The sequence below is a fragment of the Hymenobacter fodinae genome, from assembly GCF_004745825.1.
In the GTDB taxonomy this organism is placed as follows: Bacteria; Bacteroidota; Bacteroidia; order Cytophagales; family Hymenobacteraceae; genus Hymenobacter; species Hymenobacter fodinae.
In genome coordinates, this window is record NZ_SRLA01000001.1 from 937,873 (window position 1) to 954,366 (window position 16,494).

Sequence of the window (16,494 nt, forward strand, 5' to 3'; positions counted from 1 at the left end):
TGCTTAGCGTAGATAATCAGGTGCTTGTGAGATAAGCTAGCTTCTTAGTAGGTAGACGTGAAGAAAAAATGTGAAACCTTTTTTTGCTCAGTGCTTGACTTGCATCAGAAAGCCATTAATTTTGCAGCTCCAATCACAACCGGAACGGCTCCAGCCACGGAAATGAATGGGTTAGTTTCTCATAAACGATGAGAGATTTATAAGCTGGGGGCGTCGCATAGCGGCAATTGCGGGTGACTGTAACTCACCTCCTTCGGGTTCAAAGGTTCGAGTCCTTTCGCCCCCACACTTATGAGTTGATGAATTAACGGGGAGATTTTTAATCAACCCTTGTTTTTCGAAAGCTCAATATGCGGGAGTAGCTCAGTTGGTAGAGCGGCAGCCTTCCAAGCTGCAGGTCGCGGGTTCGAACCTCGTCTCCCGCTCAGTGCAAAAGTTCTCTGGGCTAACTTAATTTGCTAGCGTACTTTTTTATTAAAATAAGCCGTTTTAGCTCAGTGGTAGAGCACTTCCTTGGTAAGGAAGAGGTCATGGGTTCAAATCCCATAAATGGCTCAGAATTACGAGTACCAACGGTATAGCTGGTCTACTCTGTTGGATCTGTCAGACAAGTAAAGCGACGTGCAGTCCTCACTAAACGGAGCTGCGTTTCGCTTTCTTGCAGTATAGCCACTTCGCTTTTTCCCCCTCTTTACTTTAAAGTCTCTTAATTTCTCTTACAATGGCCAAAGAAAATTTTGATCGTTCCAAGCCGCACGTGAACATCGGTACGATCGGGCACGTCGACCACGGCAAAACCACCCTGACCGCTGCAATCACCACGGTTCTGGCGAACAAAGGTCTGGCCGCTAAGCGTGACTTCTCTTCGATCGACAACGCTCCCGAAGAAAAAGAGCGTGGTATCACGATCAACACCGCTCACGTTGAATACGCTACCGAAAACCGTCACTATGCTCACGTTGACTGCCCCGGTCACGCTGACTATGTGAAGAACATGGTAACGGGTGCTGCTCAGATGGACGGCGCTATCCTCGTAGTAGCTGCTACAGATGGCCCAATGCCTCAGACTCGTGAGCACATCCTGCTCGCTCGTCAGGTAGGTGTACCTCAACTGGTAGTGTTCATGAATAAAGTGGACATGGTGGATGACCCCGAGCTGCTCGAGCTAGTAGAAATGGAAATCCGCGAACTGCTGTCGTTCTACGACTTCGACGGCGATAACATTCCAGTTATCCAGGGTTCTGCTCTGGGTGGCCTGAATGGCGATGCCAACTGGGTTCCCAAGATCGAGGAACTGATGGCTGCTGTTGATAGCTACATTCCAATTCCTGCTCGTCTGACCGACCTGCCCTTCCTGATGCCAGTAGAGGACGTGTTCTCTATCACGGGTCGTGGTACGGTTGCTACCGGTCGTATCGAGCGTGGTATCATCAACTCGGGTGAGCAAGTAGAAATCCTCGGTATGGGTGCTGAGAACCTCAAGTCGACCGTAACTGGTGTTGAGATGTTCCGCAAAATTCTTGACCGCGGTGAAGCTGGCGACAACGTAGGTCTGCTGCTCCGTGGTATTGAGAAAGAAGCCATCCGTCGCGGTATGGTTATCTGCAAGCCCGGTTCGGTTAAGCCTCACCAGAAGTTCAAGGCTGAGGTATACGTGCTGTCGAAAGAAGAAGGTGGTCGTCACACGCCGTTCTTCAACAACTACCGTCCTCAGTTCTATTTCCGCACCACCGACGTAACCGGCATCATCTCGCTGGGCGAAGGCGTGGAAATGGTTATGCCTGGTGACAACGTAACCATCTCGGTTGAGTTGATCAACTCGGTAGCTATGGAAAAAGGTCTGCGTTTCGCTATTCGCGAAGGTGGCCGTACCGTAGGTGCTGGTCAGGTAACTGAAATTCTCGACTAGTTTCTGCTAGAATAAAATAATCCGCCCTCGATATTTTTCGGGGGCGGATTTGTTTTGTCTAAACACTTCAGTACATTTGCAGTCCCAATCCAGCACCTTGAAGGATAGGGACGCATACACGGGCGTAGTTCAAGGGTAGAATAGAGGTCTCCAAAACCTTTGATGGGAGTTCGAATCTCTCCGCCCGTGCAAGAATCAAGGCTGCCAGTGCAGCCGCACCTACCAAGCCTAACCGGTGCCGCATCATGAGTAAGCTGACCAATTATTTCCGCGAAACCTCTGAGGAGATGCGTTACAAGGTAACGTGGCCTTCTATAGAAGAACTACAGAAGAGTGCTGGCCTAGTGCTGCTTGGTTCACTTCTGTTCGCTGCAGTGGTTGGTGTTATGGATGTGGCGTTCAGCAAGAGCCTGGAAGCGTTTTACACTTCGTTCCGGTAAGCGGCAGAACACACGACGATAATGGGCGAGTTAAAATGGTATGTGGTCCGTTCAGTTAGCGGACAAGAGAAAAAAGCCAAAACCTACTTGGAAACGGAAATCGGCCGCCACGGCCTATCCGACTTGGTGCCTCAGGTACTTATTCCAGTAGAGAAGGTGTTCGAAATGCGTAACGGCAAAAAGCGCGTGCGTGAGAGAAACCTCTACCCTGGCTATATTATTATCCACGCGGATCTGACACACGGAGAAGTTGACCACATTATCACGAGCACACCGGGAGTAATCGGTTTTCTAAGTGATAAAGAAGGGAAAGCAGCTAGTCAGAACACGAAGCCAGTTCCTCTGCATATTTCGGAAGTTAACCGTATCCTCGGTATCGTAGACGAAGCAGAAGAGCAGACGGCAACCCTTGAAACCCCCTTCGTAGTGAACGAGCTAGTGAAGATTGTAGATGGTGGTTTTGCCGGTATGTCGGGAACGGTTTCTGAAGTTTTCGAAGAGCGTAAAAAGCTCAACGTAATCGTAAAAATATTCGGCCGTAGTACTCCAATGGAGTTAAGCTACACTCAGGTCGAAAAAGAGTCATAAGCTGAATTATATCTGAGAGCTTAGAACTGAGAATCATCTGACTCTGAGTTCTAAGCTCTCTAATATACCAACAGCATAAGCAACGTCGCCAGTTATCCGCTCCGGATTGGCGGGGCTTCCACTAGGAGCAATCAAAAACTGAGGATTCTGCGTGTTACGATGCAGTGTCCGAAGCCTTTCAAACCAAATGGCCAAGGAAATTAGAGGTTATCTGAAGCTTCAGATAAAGGGAGGTGCTGCGAACCCCGCGCCACCGGTTGGACCTGCACTTGGTAGCAAAGGCCTTAACATCATGGAGTTCTGCAAGCAGTTCAATGCTCGCACCCAAGATAAGGCCGGCCAAGTTTGTCCTGTACTCATCACCATGTACACCGACAAGTCGTTTGACTTTGTTGTGAAAACTCCTCCGGTGCCAGTTCTCCTCATGGAGGCTGCTAAGCTCCAGAGCGGTTCGAAGGAGCCTAACCGTAACAAGGTTGGCTCGGTTACCTGGGACCAGGTGCGCACCATCGCTGAGACGAAGATGCCAGACCTGAATGCTTTCAAAGTGGAGTCGGCAATGCTGCAGGTAGCCGGTACGGCTCGCAGCATGGGCATCACTGTGTCGGGCACTTCTCCTTTTGCTGAATAATTTAACAACGGAGAAGAAATGGCACAAGTAAGCAAAAAGCGCAAGGAAGCCCTTGCTAAGCACGACCTGACCGAAGTTCGGAATCTGGTAGAAGCCGCCAAAGTGGTAAAGGATATTACCTACACCAAGTTTGACGCTTCAGTGGATATCGACGTTCGCCTAGGTGTTGACCCCCGCAAAGCCGACCAAATGGTACGTGGCGTAGCCACACTGCCTCACGGCACCGGCAAAACCGTTCGCGTTCTGGCTCTCGTTACCGCCGACAAAGAAGCTGAAGCTACTGCAGCTGGTGCTGATTACGTTGGTCTGGATGACTACATCGCCAAGATCGAGAAAGGCTGGACTGACATCGACGTTATCATCACGATGCCATCGGTAATGGCTAAGGTTGGTCGTCTGGGACGCGTACTCGGTCCTCGTGGCCTGATGCCAAACCCTAAGTCTGGTACGGTTACGACTGATGTAGCTAAAGCTGTTCAGGAAGTGAAAGCTGGTAAAATCGACTTCAAAGTTGACAAAACCGGTATCATCCACTGCTCGGTTGGTAAAGTGTCGTTCGACGAGCAGAAGCTTGCTGAAAACGCCATCGAGGTAATCCAGACGCTTCAGCGTTTGAAGCCTTCTTCGGCCAAAGGCACCTACATCAAGAGCATCACGCTCTCGAGCACCATGTCGCCCGCCGTTCCGGTTGACACGCAGGTAACTTCCGCTTAATTTTTAATCAACACGACGATATGATCCGGGAAGACAAACAAGCCCTCGTCGACGAGTTGAGCGAGAAGTTTCAATCGCACAACGCGTTCTACATTGCCGATGCTTCGGGAATGTCGGTGGCGAAAATCAACGAATTCCGTCGCCTGTGCTTCAACCGCGGCATGGAGTTCAAAGTGTATAAGAACACGTTCATCCGCAAGGCTCTCGATACCCTGGGTACCGACACTGTTGAGATGGACGCTGCGCTGAAAGGTCAGTCGGGCATCCTGTTCTCAAAAGAATCGGGCAATGCTCCTGCCAAGCTGCTGCAGGACTTCTACAAGGCTCAAAACTACGGTAAGAACGTAGAGCCTAAGCCTGCTCTGAAAGGCGCTTACGTAGATGCTAGCATCTACATCGGTGCTAACCAGTTGACTAGCCTCAGCACGCTGAAAGGCAAAAACGAGCTCATCGGTGAAGTTATCGGTCTGCTCCAGTCGCCCGCCAAAAATGTTATCTCTGCTCTGTCGAGCGGCGGCAGCAAACTGGCTGGCATCCTCAAAACGCTTTCCGAAAAAGAAGAGGTTGCAGGCTAACCGCTGCTCATCTTTTTCACTATAGTTTCCAAAAGTTCAACAACCCCTTTTTTAACAATCTACAGAAATGGCAGATTTGAAAGCATTCGCCGAGCAGCTCGTTAGCCTGACGGTAAAAGAAGTAAACGAACTCGCTACTATCCTGAAAGACGAGTATGGCATTGAGCCTGCTGCTGCTGCTCCCGTAATGGTAGCTGGTGGTGCTGGCGCTGGCGCTGCTGACGCTCCTGAGGAGAAGACCTCGTTCGACGTAATCCTGAAGTCGGCTGGTGCTGGCAAACTGGCTGTGGTGAAACTGGTGAAAGACCTGACTGGTCTGGGTCTGAAAGAAGCCAAAGAACTGGTTGACGGTGCTCCCAAAGCCCTGAAAGAAGGTGTTGCTAAAGACGAAGCTGAGTCGCTGAAGAAGCAACTGGAAGAAGCTGGCGCTGAAGTAGAAGTTAAGTAATTTCTGCTGCCTGCTCTTAAAACCAGCAAATATGGAGAGGCCTGGCAACTAAGCCAGGTCTTTTCCTGTTTGTAGGCAACAAACTAGTCGGAAGTTCGTTTGCACGCCGCTTTGCGGCTTTTTGTGCCTACGGACGCTGAAGCGCAAAGTTCTGCTTTGCGCTTTCGTGCGCCAACAACTTTCATTTTTTTCAAGGTAGTGGTGTTGCTACTGCCCTGAACTGGATTCTCTCAGTGTCCATTTCCTAACCCCACATACATTGGCTACACCGAAAGCACAGACAGGCCTGCAAAAACTGCAGGCAGCTGACGAGCGGATCAACTTCGCCAAGATTAAAAAGGTTATTGAGTACCCGGATTTCCTGGACGTGCAGGTTCGCTCGTTCATGGATTTCTTCCAGTTGGAAACGGCTGCCGAGAACCGTACCGATGAGGGTCTCTTCAAAGTATTCGCCGAGAACTTTCCGATTTCGGACTCACGCGAAAACTTCGTACTGACCTTCATCGACTACCACGTCGACCCGCCGAAGTACTCGGTTGATGAGTGCATCGACCGGGGCCTGACGTACTCGGTACCGCTGAAAGCTAAGTTGCGCTTGGTCTGCAATGACACGGACAACGAAGATTTCGAAACGATTGAGCAGGAAGTGTTCTTGGGCAACATCCCTTACATGACCGAAAAGGGCTCTTTCGTGATTAACGGGGCAGAGCGCGTTATCGTTTCGCAGCTGCACCGTTCGCCCGGTGTGTTCTTCGCCCAGAGCAAGCATACTAACGGCACCAAGCTGTACTCGGCCCGTATCATCCCGTTCAAAGGTTCGTGGATTGAATTTGCCACGGACGTGAACAACGTAATGTACGCGTACATTGACCGGAAGAAGAAATTCCCGGTTACTACGCTGCTTCGCGCTATCGGTTACGGTACCGACAAAGACATCCTTGACCTGTTCGGGTTGTCGGAAGAGGTGAAGGCCGACAAGAAAAACCTCAAGAAGGCAGTAGGCCGCAAGCTGGCCGCTCGGGTGCTCCGCACCTGGACGGAAGACTTCGTAGACGAGGACACCGGTGAAGTAGTGTCTATTGACCGGAACGAAGTTCTGCTGGAGCGCGACTCTACCATTGAGGAGGAGGACATCGACGTTATTCTGAACGCTGGTGCCAAATCGGTAATTCTGCACCGTGAGAACGTAAACATTGCGGACTACGCAATTATTTACAACACCCTGCAGAAGGACAACTCCAACTCGGAGAAAGAAGCCGTTGAGCAAATCTACCGTCAGCTCCGTAACACGGAAGCTCCTGACGAAGAAACTGCCCGCGACATCATCCAAAAGCTATTCTTCTCGGATAAGCGCTACGACCTTGGTGACGTAGGCCGCTACCGTATCAATAAGAAGCTGGGTATTGACACGAACTGGGATGCCCGCGTGCTGACCAATGAGGACATCGTTCTCATCGTGAAATACCTGATTGGCCTGATCAACTCGAAGGCCATTGTCGATGACATTGACCACTTGAGCAATCGTCGTGTACGCACGGTAGGGGAGCAACTGTACGCCCAGTTTGGTGTAGGCCTGGCCCGTATGGCGCGTACCATCAAAGAGCGCATGAACGTGCGCGACAACGAGGACTTCAAGCCAGTTGACTTGATTAACGCACGTACTCTGTCGAGCGTAATCAACTCGTTCTTCGGTACGAACCAGCTGTCTCAGTTCATGGACCAGACCAACCCGCTAGCCGAGGTGACGCACAAGCGTCGCGTATCAGCACTGGGGCCAGGAGGTCTGTCGCGGGAGCGTGCTGGTTTCGAAGTACGTGACGTTCACTACACGCACTACGGCCGTCTGTGCACCATCGAAACGCCGGAAGGACCGAACATTGGTCTAATTTCGTCGCTTTGTGTGCACGCTCGGGTAAACTCGATGGGCTTCATTGAAACTCCTTACCGTACGGTTGAGAATGGTAAGGTAGACACGACGGAGAACGTGAAGTACCTGACCGCCGAGGAAGAAGATACCCACCACATCGCGCAGGCTAATGCCCGCATCGATGAAGAAGGTAACTTCATCAACGAGCTGGTAAAAGGCCGTTTCGAAGGTGACTTCCCCGTGGTAGGCCCCGACGAGTACAGCTACATGGACGTAGCTCCGAATCAGATCGTATCGGTAGCTGCTTCGCTGATTCCGTTCCTGGAGCACGATGACGCCAACCGGGCCCTGATGGGTTCGAACATGCAACGTCAGGCAGTTCCACTGCTGAAGGCTGAAGCTCCAATCGTAGGCACTGGCCTAGAAGGCCGCGTAGCCATCGACTCCCGCACTCTGGTAGTAGCCGAAGGCGACGGTGTCATCGATTATGTTGATGCCAACAAGATTGTGGTGAAGTACGACCTGACGGAAGACGATATCCTCGTAAGCTTCGATGCTGAGAAGATTTCGTACGACCTGATCAAGTTCCGTCGGACCAACCAAGATACCTGCATCAACCTGACCCCCATCGTGAAGAAGGGCGAGCGGGTAACCAAAGGTCAGCCGCTGTGCGAAGGCTACGGCACGAACAATGGTGAGCTGGCACTAGGCCGCAACATGCAGGTGGCGTTCATGCCGTGGCAGGGCTACAACTTCGAGGATGCTATTGTAATCTCGGAGCGTGTAGTACGTGACGACATCTTCACCTCGATTCACATTGAGGAGTTTGAGCTGGAAGTACGTGAGACCAAGCGTGGCGAAGAAGAGCTGACCTCGGAAATTCCGAACGTGAGCGAAGAAGCCGTGCGTAACCTTGATGACAACGGTATCATTCGTTTGGGTGCTGAGGTTCGCGAAGGCGACATCCTCATCGGTAAGATCACGCCAAAGGGTGAGACTGACCCGACCCCAGAAGAGAAGCTGCTCCGTGCCATCTTCGGTGACAAAGCCGGCGACGTGAAGGATGCCTCGCTTAAGGCGCCACCTTCACTAAACGGTGTAGTTATCGGCACTAAGCTGTTCTCGCGTCCTAAGAAAGACAAAAACCTACGGGCCAAGTCGAAGAAGGAAGTAGAAGAGCTGAAGGATGCGTATGCCAAAGAGCTTCGCGGCATCAAAGCCGTGATGATCGATAAGCTAGTGCAGCTGCTGGAAGGCAAAACCTCTCAAGGCGTGAAGCACAAGTTCGGCGACGAAATCATCTCGAAGGGTGTGAAATTCGGCAAGAAGAATATTGCTGAAAATCTCTTCCCCGAGAAGAACCCTTACAAAGACGAGAGCAACTACGCAGTTCCCGAAGAGGTGAACATGTTCAAGGACCTCGTGCTGGAAGGCTGGACCGCCGACACTCGTGTAAACAGCATGGTGCTTGACTTGGTGAAAAACTACGCTAAGAAGCGTAACACCATCACGGCCCGTTTCAAGCGCGACCGGTTTACGCTGGAAGTAGGCGACGAGCTCCCCGCTGGTATCGTGCAGCTGGCCAAAGTATACATCGCCAAGAAGCGTAAGCTGAAGGTGGGTGATAAAATGGCAGGCCGTCACGGTAACAAGGGTGTAGTAGCCCGCATCGTACGCGATGAGGATATGCCCTTCCTGCCTGATGGCACCCCGATGGACATCGTGCTTAACCCGCTTGGTGTACCAAGCCGGATGAACATTGGTCAGATTTACGAGACCGTACTGGGCTGGGCTGGCCTCAAGCTGGGCCGCACCTACGCTACCCCAATTTTCGACGGTGCTACCGAAGAGGAAGTATCGAAGGAACTGGCGGAAGCTGGTCTGCCGCACTTCGGCCGTGCTTACCTGCACGATGGTCTGACTGGTCAGCGTTTCGACCAGCCAGTAACTGTTGGGGTAATCTACATGCTGAAGCTAGGCCACTTGGTTGATGACAAGATGCACGCCCGTTCAATCGGACCGTACTCGCTCATCACCCAGCAGCCGCTCGGTGGTAAAGCCCAGTTCGGTGGTCAGCGCTTCGGCGAAATGGAAGTGTGGGCTCTTGAGGCTTTCGGTGCTTCCAACGTCCTCCAGGAAATCCTGACTGTGAAGTCGGATGACGTGGTAGGCCGTGCTAAAGCGTACGAAGCCATTGTAAAAGGTGACGTACTGCCCAAGCCGAATATCCCCGAGTCATTCAACGTACTCATCCACGAGCTACGCGGTCTGGCCCTGGAAATCACGCTTGACTAAATGAAGTAAAAACCGGTTGCAGATTTTAAAGTCTGTAACCGGTTTTATCATTGCCTAATCAATGGAGCAACTAGACGAGTTGTTGGAGAATATAAATTCGAAAACAGACTTTCTACGCTTTGTCCAAGCTTTGTCGGATGACAGATTAGATGAAGTCAGTAAGAATAAGGTGACACAAAGTTCACCTTATAGTCTAGGAGCAAATGGCTGGGAAAACGATTCAATTGCGAGCTTCTTAGATGCTATCTCGAGATATGGTCAAGATAGCCAATCAATCTCCGGAGCTCCTAGTTGGAAAGATTTCGCGCTGCTATTGTATGCCGGCAAATTTTACGAGTAAAAAGACCTGGCGAAAAACTACTGCGCGGCGTACCTATCCGACCCACAGAGCACTTTTCGCAGAGTCGAACTGTTATGTTCTTTCCGACCACTCTTAAGACTGGCGGAACCAACGAACAGATAAAAGCCACCAGCTAACAACAGCTACTCTACATGGCGTTTGCAAAAAACAAAAAACTGGTACAGGACTTCTCGAAAGTTACCATTTCGCTGGCCTCGCCCGAATCCATTCTGGAACGGTCGAACGGTGAAGTTGTAAAGCCTGAGACGATCAACTACCGGACGTACAAGCCCGAAATGGGTGGCTTGTTCTGCGAGCGGATTTTTGGTCCCGTAAAGGACTGGGAATGCCACTGCGGTAAATACAAGCGCATCCGGTACAAAGGCATTATCTGCGACCGTTGCGGCGTAGAGGTGACCGAGAAGAAAGTACGTCGGGAGCGGATGGGCCACATCGAACTGGTGGTGCCCGTTGCGCACATCTGGTACTTTAAGTCCCTGCCCAACAAAATCGGCTATCTGCTAGGCCTGCCTACTAAGAAGCTTGATCAGATTATTTATTACGAGCGCTACGTAGTAGTGCAGCCGGGTGTACTGGGCGAAGAAGGCGTGCAGCAGCTCGACTTCCTCACCGAAGACGAATACCTCGACATCATCGACAAGCTCCCCCGTGAGAACCAGATGCTGCCAAACGAGGACCCGAATAAATTCATTGCCCGCATGGGTGCTGATGCTCTGCAGCTGTTGCTGGAGCGCATCAACCTCGACGAGCTGTCGTACTCGCTGCGTGACTCCGCTGCGCACGAAACTTCGCAGCAGCGTAAGGCGGAGGCTCTGAAGCGTCTGCGCGTAGTGGAAGCTTTCCGCGACGCCGCTACTCGCATCGAGAACAAGCCTGAGTGGATGGTAATCCGCATGGTGCCGGTTATTCCGCCGGAACTGCGCCCACTCGTTCCGTTGGATGGTGGCCGTTTCGCTACTTCCGACTTGAACGACCTGTACCGTCGCGTAATCATTCGTAACAACCGCCTCAAGCGCCTGATCGAGATTAAGGCTCCTGAAGTGATTCTGCGGAACGAGAAGCGTATGCTGCAGGAAGCCGTAGACTCGCTGTTCGACAACTCACGTAAGGTTAACGCCGTGCGTGCCGAAGGTAACCGCGCACTGAAGTCGCTGTCTGATATGCTGAAAGGCAAGCAGGGCCGCTTCCGTCAGAACCTGCTCGGTAAGCGCGTTGACTACTCTGGCCGTTCGGTTATTGTAGTAGGCCCCGAGCTGAAACTGCACGAGTGCGGTCTGCCCAAGAACATGGCCGCTGAGCTATTCAAGCCGTTCATCATCCGTAAGCTCATCGAGCGCGGTATTGTGAAGACGGTGAAGTCGGCTAAGAAGATCGTTGACCGCAAGGACGCCGTAGTATGGGACATCCTGGAGAACGTGCTGAAAGGCCACCCAGTGCTCCTGAACCGTGCTCCTACGCTGCACCGCTTGGGTATCCAGGCGTTCCAGCCTCGCCTCATCGAGGGTAAAGCTATTCAGCTGCACCCGCTGGTGTGTACGGCCTTCAACGCTGACTTTGACGGTGACCAGATGGCTGTGCACGTTCCGCTAGGACCGGCCGCTATCCTGGAAGCCTCTATGCTGATGCTGGCCTCGCACAACATCCTGAACCCCGCCAACGGCGCGCCCATCGCGGTACCGTCTCAGGACATGGTTCTAGGCCTGTACTACGTAACTAAAGGCAAGCGCAGCACCGAAGATGAGCAGATCCAGGGCGAAGGCCGCATGTTCTACTCGGACGAGGAAGTGGTTATTGCTATCAACGAAGGTCAGCTTTCTAAGCACGCTTATATCAAGGTGCGCACGAAAGTTCGCGACGAGGAAGATAACCTCGTAACGAAGATCATCGAGACGGTAGCTGGCCGCGTGCTGTTCAACCAGCTGGTACCAGAAGAAGTAGGTTTCGTTGATGAACTGCTGACGAAGAAGAAGCTGCAGCAGATCATCTCAATGGTGTTCAAGCGTACGGGCATGGCCCGCACGGCGCAGTTCCTCGACGACATCAAGACGCTGGGCTTCCAGTCGGCTTACAAAGGTGGTCTGTCGATGGGTCTGGGTGACATCAACATCCCGAAAGAGAAAGATGCCCTCGTAGCGCAAGCTCAGGCCGATGTAGCTGCCGTAACGCAGAACTACCAGATGGGTCTGATTACCGACAACGAGCGTTACAACCAGGTTATCGACATCTGGACGCGCATCAACAACCAAATCACTGAAACCCTCATGGGTCGCCTCGAGAAGGAGAACCAGGGCTTCAACTCGATTTACATGATGATGCACTCGGGTGCCCGTGGTTCGCGCGAGCAGATTCGTCAGCTCGGCGGTATGCGGGGTCTGATGGCTAAGCCACAGAAGTCGTTGCAGGGTTCGGTTGGTGAGATTATCGAAAACCCGATTCTGTCGAACTTCAAAGAAGGCCTAGACGTAATCGAGTACTTCATCTCGACCCACGGTGCCCGTAAAGGTCTAGCTGACACCGCTCTGAAGACGGCTGACGCCGGCTACCTGACGCGTCGTCTGGTAGACGTTTCGCAGGACGTTATCGTGAACGAAACCGACTGCGGCACGCTGCGTGGTATCGAAACCTTTGCGTTGAAAGACAACGAGGACGTAGTAGAGCCGCTGGCCGAGCGTATCCTGGGCCGCGTAGCGGTTCACGACATCGTAGACCCGCTGACCGACGAGATTATCCTGGCTGCTGGCCTGGAAATCACGGAGGACATCACTCGCCGTATTGATGCTACCAGCATTGAATCGGTTGAAATCCGTTCGGTACTGACTTGCGAGTCGAAGCGTGGTATTTGCGCCAAGTGCTACGGCCGTAACCTGTCGTCGGGCCGCATGGTACAGAAAGGTGAGGCTGTAGGCGTAATTGCTGCTCAGTCGATCGGTGAACCCGGCACCCAGCTGACCCTGCGCACCTTCCACGTGGGTGGTACTGCCTCAAACATTGCCGTAGAGGCTAGCCTCCGCGCCAAGTTCAACGGTGTAATTGAGTTCGAAGACATCCGGACCGTAGAAACTGCCAACGCCGACGGCGAACCAGTGAAAGTGGTAATGGGTCGCTCGGGCGAGATTCGTATCGTGGAGAAAGGTACCGGTAAGGTGTTTATCTCGAACCACGTTCCATATGGCTCATTCCTGCATGTTGACGAAGGTCAGGAGGTAGAGAAAGGCCAGGAGCTGAACAGCTGGGACCCCTACAACGCCGTTATTTTGGCCGAGTTCGATGGTACCGTTCAGTACGACGCCATCACCGAAGGCATCACCTACCGCGAGGAGTCGGACGAACAGACCGGCCACCGCGAGAAAGTGATTATCGAATCGAAAGCCAAGGATCAGAACCCCTCGATCATCGTGCGCCCCGGCAAAAAGGGCGACATGGAAGGCTCGAAGGGCTACAGCATCCCGGTAGGTTCGCACTTGAATGTAGAGAACGGCGAAAAAATCAAGGCTGGTCAGATTCTGGCTAAGATCCCGCGTGCCGTGGGCAAAACCCGCGACATTACCGGTGGTCTGCCCCGCGTTACGGAGCTCTTCGAAGCTCGTAACCCCTCGAACCCGGCTGTTGTGTCGGAAATCGACGGTGTAGTAACCTACGGTACGGTGAAGCGTGGTAACCGTGAAATCTTCGTGGAGTCGAAAGACGGCGTGAAGAAGAAGTACATGGTGCCGCTGTCAAAGCACATTCTGGTGCAGGACAACGACTTCATCCGGGCTGGTATGCCGCTCTCCGATGGTGCTATCACGCCGTCCGACATCCTGAGCATTCAGGGTCCCGGCGCGGTGCAGGAGTACCTCGTGAACGAGATTCAGGAAGTATACCGTTTGCAGGGTGTAAAGATCAACGACAAGCACATCGAGGTGGTAGTTCGCCAGATGATGCAGAAAGTTGTGATCCTCGACGCCGGCGATACGACCTTCCTGGAGCACCAGGTTATCGACAAGATCGTGTTCATGGAAGAAAACGATACCATCATCGACATGAAGGTGGTAACGAACGCCGGCGACTCGAGCAACTTGAAGCCTGGCCAGATTGTGAGTGCCCGTCGCCTGCGCGACGAGAACTCCAGCCTGCGTCGTCGCGACCTAGCTCTGGTAGAAGTACGCGAAGCACAGCCGGCCGTATCGCGGCCCACGTTGCAGGGTATCACCCAGGCTTCGCTGGGTACGCAGTCGTTCATCTCGGCCGCTTCCTTCCAGGAGACGACCAAGGTGCTGTCGGAAGCTGCCATCCGTGGCAAGGCCGACGAACTGCTGGGCCTGAAGGAGAACGTAATCGTAGGTCACCTCATTCCGGCCGGTACCGGTCTGCGCGAATACACGCGTCAGGTCGTGGGCTCGAAGGAGGATTTCGAAGCCGCTCAGGCTGCGAAGACCGACGAAGCTGCGGCTCCTACCAAGCGTCCCGCCCGCACCTCGCGCCGCGAGTCCGTGTCGGAGTAGTTCTGAAGTAGCGTAAATAGGAGAAGCCGGTCGAAGCAATTCGGCCGGCTTTTTCTGTTTATTTGCGGAAGTGAGCAGCACTGCCACTCCTTCTTGTCGTAACTCTTTTCGTTTCTACTTATATGAACCAACCCAATCAACCCGCTGACCCCAACGCGCCGCAGCAACCCCAGGACCCAAATGCTATCAGCATTGAACTAACGGAAGAGGTAGCTGAGGGCCAGTACGCCAACCTAGCTATGATTGCCCACAGCACCAGCGAATTCGTTATCGACTTCATTCGACTAATGCCGGGTTTGCCGAAAGCCAAGGTAAAATCTCGGATCATTCTCACTCCCGAGCATGCCAAGCGTCTGGCTACTGCTTTAGCGGAGAACATTGAGCGGTACGAAAAGGCATACGGCACCATCAAACTGCAACCTGAGGAGCAAGGTTATCCAATGGGTTTCGGAGGTAAGATGGGAGAGGCCTAGAAGCGGAATAATACAACGAGTGTAACGGCTTTTACCGAGATGGTAGAAGCCGTTTCTGTTTTAAAGACAATTCTAGGCCAGTCAGGATAAGGTGACTATGTGCTAGTATCTTTACCGGATGAACTACCTGATCTACCTGGCCTACGGCTCTGCAGATATTCGCAACGAAGCTTTCTATAGTATTCTGTCCTACGATCAGGTAGCTCCGAAGCGGCCGGATACGCAGATTTTGATCTATACCGACGACGCGGCCTCTTTTCAACAGGTCCTAGGCCACCGGCCCGATATCCAATACCCAGCAGTTGAGCCCATGCAATGGCAGGCATGGCGTGGTGCAGCGAATAAGGTGTACCTGCTTAAAGTAGGCGTACTGGAACATGCCGCTATGCATTACCCCGGCAACCTCTTTTTTCTGGACACTGACACTATCTGGCGGCAAGACCCCGCACCCCTATTCGAGCATATTGCCGCTGGTACCTTCTATATGCACCAGAACGAAGGTCGGCTGATCAGCGGAAACACCCTTAGCCGCAAAGTCTACAAGCACCTGCGCGGCAGTGAGTGGCCTAGCGGCGGCCATATCATGCGCGTAACACCCGATACCGAGCTATTCAACTCTGGGGTGCTTGCCTTCCGTAGCGACAAAGTCTATCTGCTCCGGGAAGTAATGGCGTTGGCCGAACAGCTATATGCTACCTATAATAAGCATATGATGGAGCAACTGGCCTGGAGCCTGCGCTTCGCGGCGGAGGGGGCTATTGAAGATGTGCCGAATTATCTGTGGCACTATTGGAATTTGAAGGACGCTAGGCCAGTTATCTCCCAAGTAGTAGAGAAGTATGGCACTCAGCCACAGCTGTTCTTACAGTTTGAACGGCTTGAACTGCCAAAGCTGCACCAGCAGGAACTGGCCTACCGAAACTTACCTGGCTGGCAGCGAACCCTGCGCAAACTAATGGGTCAGCGTTGGAAAATGCCGGAGCTAACAGTATAAGTTGGCGAGAGGGGAGGGGACGGCGCTAGAAAAGCCTCGTTTCACGGCTTAAACGCTACTGTATGGCTGTCTTTTACCTAGGCTAGTGGCTCAAAAAAGGGCCGTTGGGTTTCCCTAAAATTAACTATTTCAACCTGTTTGCTATTTCGAGGCAACTTCTATACCTTTGCAAGCCTAATTTTTGGGAGAGAACCCTCCTTGACAAAACATTCCGTAGATGCCTACCATCAACCAGTTAGTACGAAAAGGCCGCGAGAAGCTGACGACGAAGTCGAAGTCGCCGGCTCTTGACTCGTGCCCGCAGCGCCGTGGCGTTTGCACCCGTGTGTACACCACCACGCCTAAGAAGCCGAACTCGGCTATGCGTAAAGTTGCCCGTGTGCGCCTGACCAACGGCAAAGAAGTTAACGCCTACATCCCGGGTGAAGGCCACAACCTGCAGGAGCACAGCATCGTGCTGATCCGTGGTGGCCGTGTGAAAGACCTTCCCGGTGTGCGTTACCACATCATCCGTGGCGCCCTTGACACCGCCGGCGTAAACGGCCGTCTGCAGCGTCGTTCCAAGTATGGCGCTAAGCGTCCGAAGCCCGGCCAGGCTGCCGCAGCAGGCAAAGGCGGTAAACCAGCACCCGGCAAGAAAAAGTAATTGAACGAGTGAGGTAGTGCCCAGTGCCGGATAGCACATGGTTCTTATCCCACTGCTCGCTACTTACCA

The 16,494-nt window shown here is 52.8% G+C and carries 13 protein-coding genes and 4 tRNA genes; all 17 read left to right on the plus strand.

Features of this window, described 5'->3' with window-relative positions:
* Positions 1-206: 206 nt before the first annotated feature.
* Positions 207-286: transfer RNA gene (locus EU556_RS03945), tRNA-Tyr, on the plus strand.
* 66 nt (positions 287-352) lie between these two features.
* Positions 353-425, plus strand: a tRNA-Gly gene (locus tag EU556_RS03950).
* Positions 426-483: 58 nt separating this feature from the next.
* A tRNA-Thr gene (locus EU556_RS03955) sits at positions 484-555 on the plus strand.
* Positions 556-721: 166 nt separating this feature from the next.
* Positions 722-1,909, plus strand: a complete 1,188-nt coding sequence (gene tuf, locus EU556_RS03960) for an elongation factor Tu (protein WP_135431220.1) — start codon at positions 722-724, stop codon at positions 1,907-1,909.
* A gap of 118 nt (positions 1,910-2,027) precedes the next feature.
* Positions 2,028-2,098 (plus strand) — tRNA-Trp (locus EU556_RS03965).
* Between the two features lie 56 nt (positions 2,099-2,154).
* Positions 2,155-2,349 (plus strand): preprotein translocase subunit SecE, encoded by a 195-nt coding sequence (gene secE, locus EU556_RS03970; RefSeq protein WP_135431222.1) that lies wholly within the window; start codon positions 2,155-2,157, stop codon positions 2,347-2,349.
* Between the two features lie 21 nt (positions 2,350-2,370).
* Positions 2,371-2,937 carry a transcription termination/antitermination protein NusG gene (nusG, locus tag EU556_RS03975; RefSeq protein ID WP_135431224.1) on the plus strand — a complete coding sequence of 189 codons (567 nt, stop codon included), beginning with the start codon at positions 2,371-2,373 and terminating at the stop codon, positions 2,935-2,937.
* Positions 2,938-3,124: 187 nt separating this feature from the next.
* Positions 3,125-3,568: a 50S ribosomal protein L11 gene (rplK, locus tag EU556_RS03980; protein ID WP_135431226.1), complete on the plus strand. Its 444-nt coding sequence runs from the start codon at positions 3,125-3,127 to the stop codon at positions 3,566-3,568.
* Between the two features lie 18 nt (positions 3,569-3,586).
* Positions 3,587-4,282 (plus strand): 50S ribosomal protein L1, encoded by a 696-nt coding sequence (rplA, locus tag EU556_RS03985; protein WP_135431228.1) that lies wholly within the window; start codon positions 3,587-3,589, stop codon positions 4,280-4,282.
* Between the two features lie 20 nt (positions 4,283-4,302).
* Positions 4,303-4,857 carry a 50S ribosomal protein L10 gene (gene rplJ / locus EU556_RS03990; RefSeq protein ID WP_135431229.1) on the plus strand — a complete coding sequence of 185 codons (555 nt, stop codon included), beginning with the start codon at positions 4,303-4,305 and terminating at the stop codon, positions 4,855-4,857.
* Between the two features lie 67 nt (positions 4,858-4,924).
* Complete coding sequence (rplL, locus tag EU556_RS03995; protein WP_110976700.1) at positions 4,925-5,305, plus strand: 50S ribosomal protein L7/L12; 381 nt, start codon at positions 4,925-4,927, stop codon at positions 5,303-5,305.
* A gap of 286 nt (positions 5,306-5,591) precedes the next feature.
* Positions 5,592-9,467 carry a DNA-directed RNA polymerase subunit beta gene (gene rpoB / locus EU556_RS04000; RefSeq protein WP_210116234.1) on the plus strand — a complete coding sequence of 1,292 codons (3,876 nt, stop codon included), beginning with the start codon at positions 5,592-5,594 and terminating at the stop codon, positions 9,465-9,467.
* Positions 9,468-9,528: 61 nt separating this feature from the next.
* Positions 9,529-9,807, plus strand: a complete 279-nt coding sequence (locus EU556_RS26910) for a DUF7660 family protein (RefSeq protein WP_449404962.1) — start codon at positions 9,529-9,531, stop codon at positions 9,805-9,807.
* A 152-nt stretch (positions 9,808-9,959) separates the two neighbouring features.
* On the plus strand, positions 9,960-14,312 hold the full coding sequence (gene rpoC / locus EU556_RS04005) for a DNA-directed RNA polymerase subunit beta' (protein WP_135431231.1): 4,353 nt from the start codon (positions 9,960-9,962) through the stop codon (positions 14,310-14,312).
* A 122-nt stretch (positions 14,313-14,434) separates the two neighbouring features.
* Complete coding sequence (locus EU556_RS04010) at positions 14,435-14,785, plus strand: DUF3467 domain-containing protein (RefSeq protein ID WP_135431233.1); 351 nt, start codon at positions 14,435-14,437, stop codon at positions 14,783-14,785.
* Between the two features lie 118 nt (positions 14,786-14,903).
* A complete protein-coding gene (locus EU556_RS04015; RefSeq protein WP_135431235.1) occupies positions 14,904-15,779 on the plus strand; it encodes a hypothetical protein in 876 nt (291 codons plus the stop codon).
* A gap of 217 nt (positions 15,780-15,996) precedes the next feature.
* Positions 15,997-16,425 carry a 30S ribosomal protein S12 gene (gene rpsL, locus EU556_RS04020; protein ID WP_045688446.1) on the plus strand — a complete coding sequence of 143 codons (429 nt, stop codon included), beginning with the start codon at positions 15,997-15,999 and terminating at the stop codon, positions 16,423-16,425.
* The last annotated feature ends 69 nt before the right edge of the window (positions 16,426-16,494 follow it).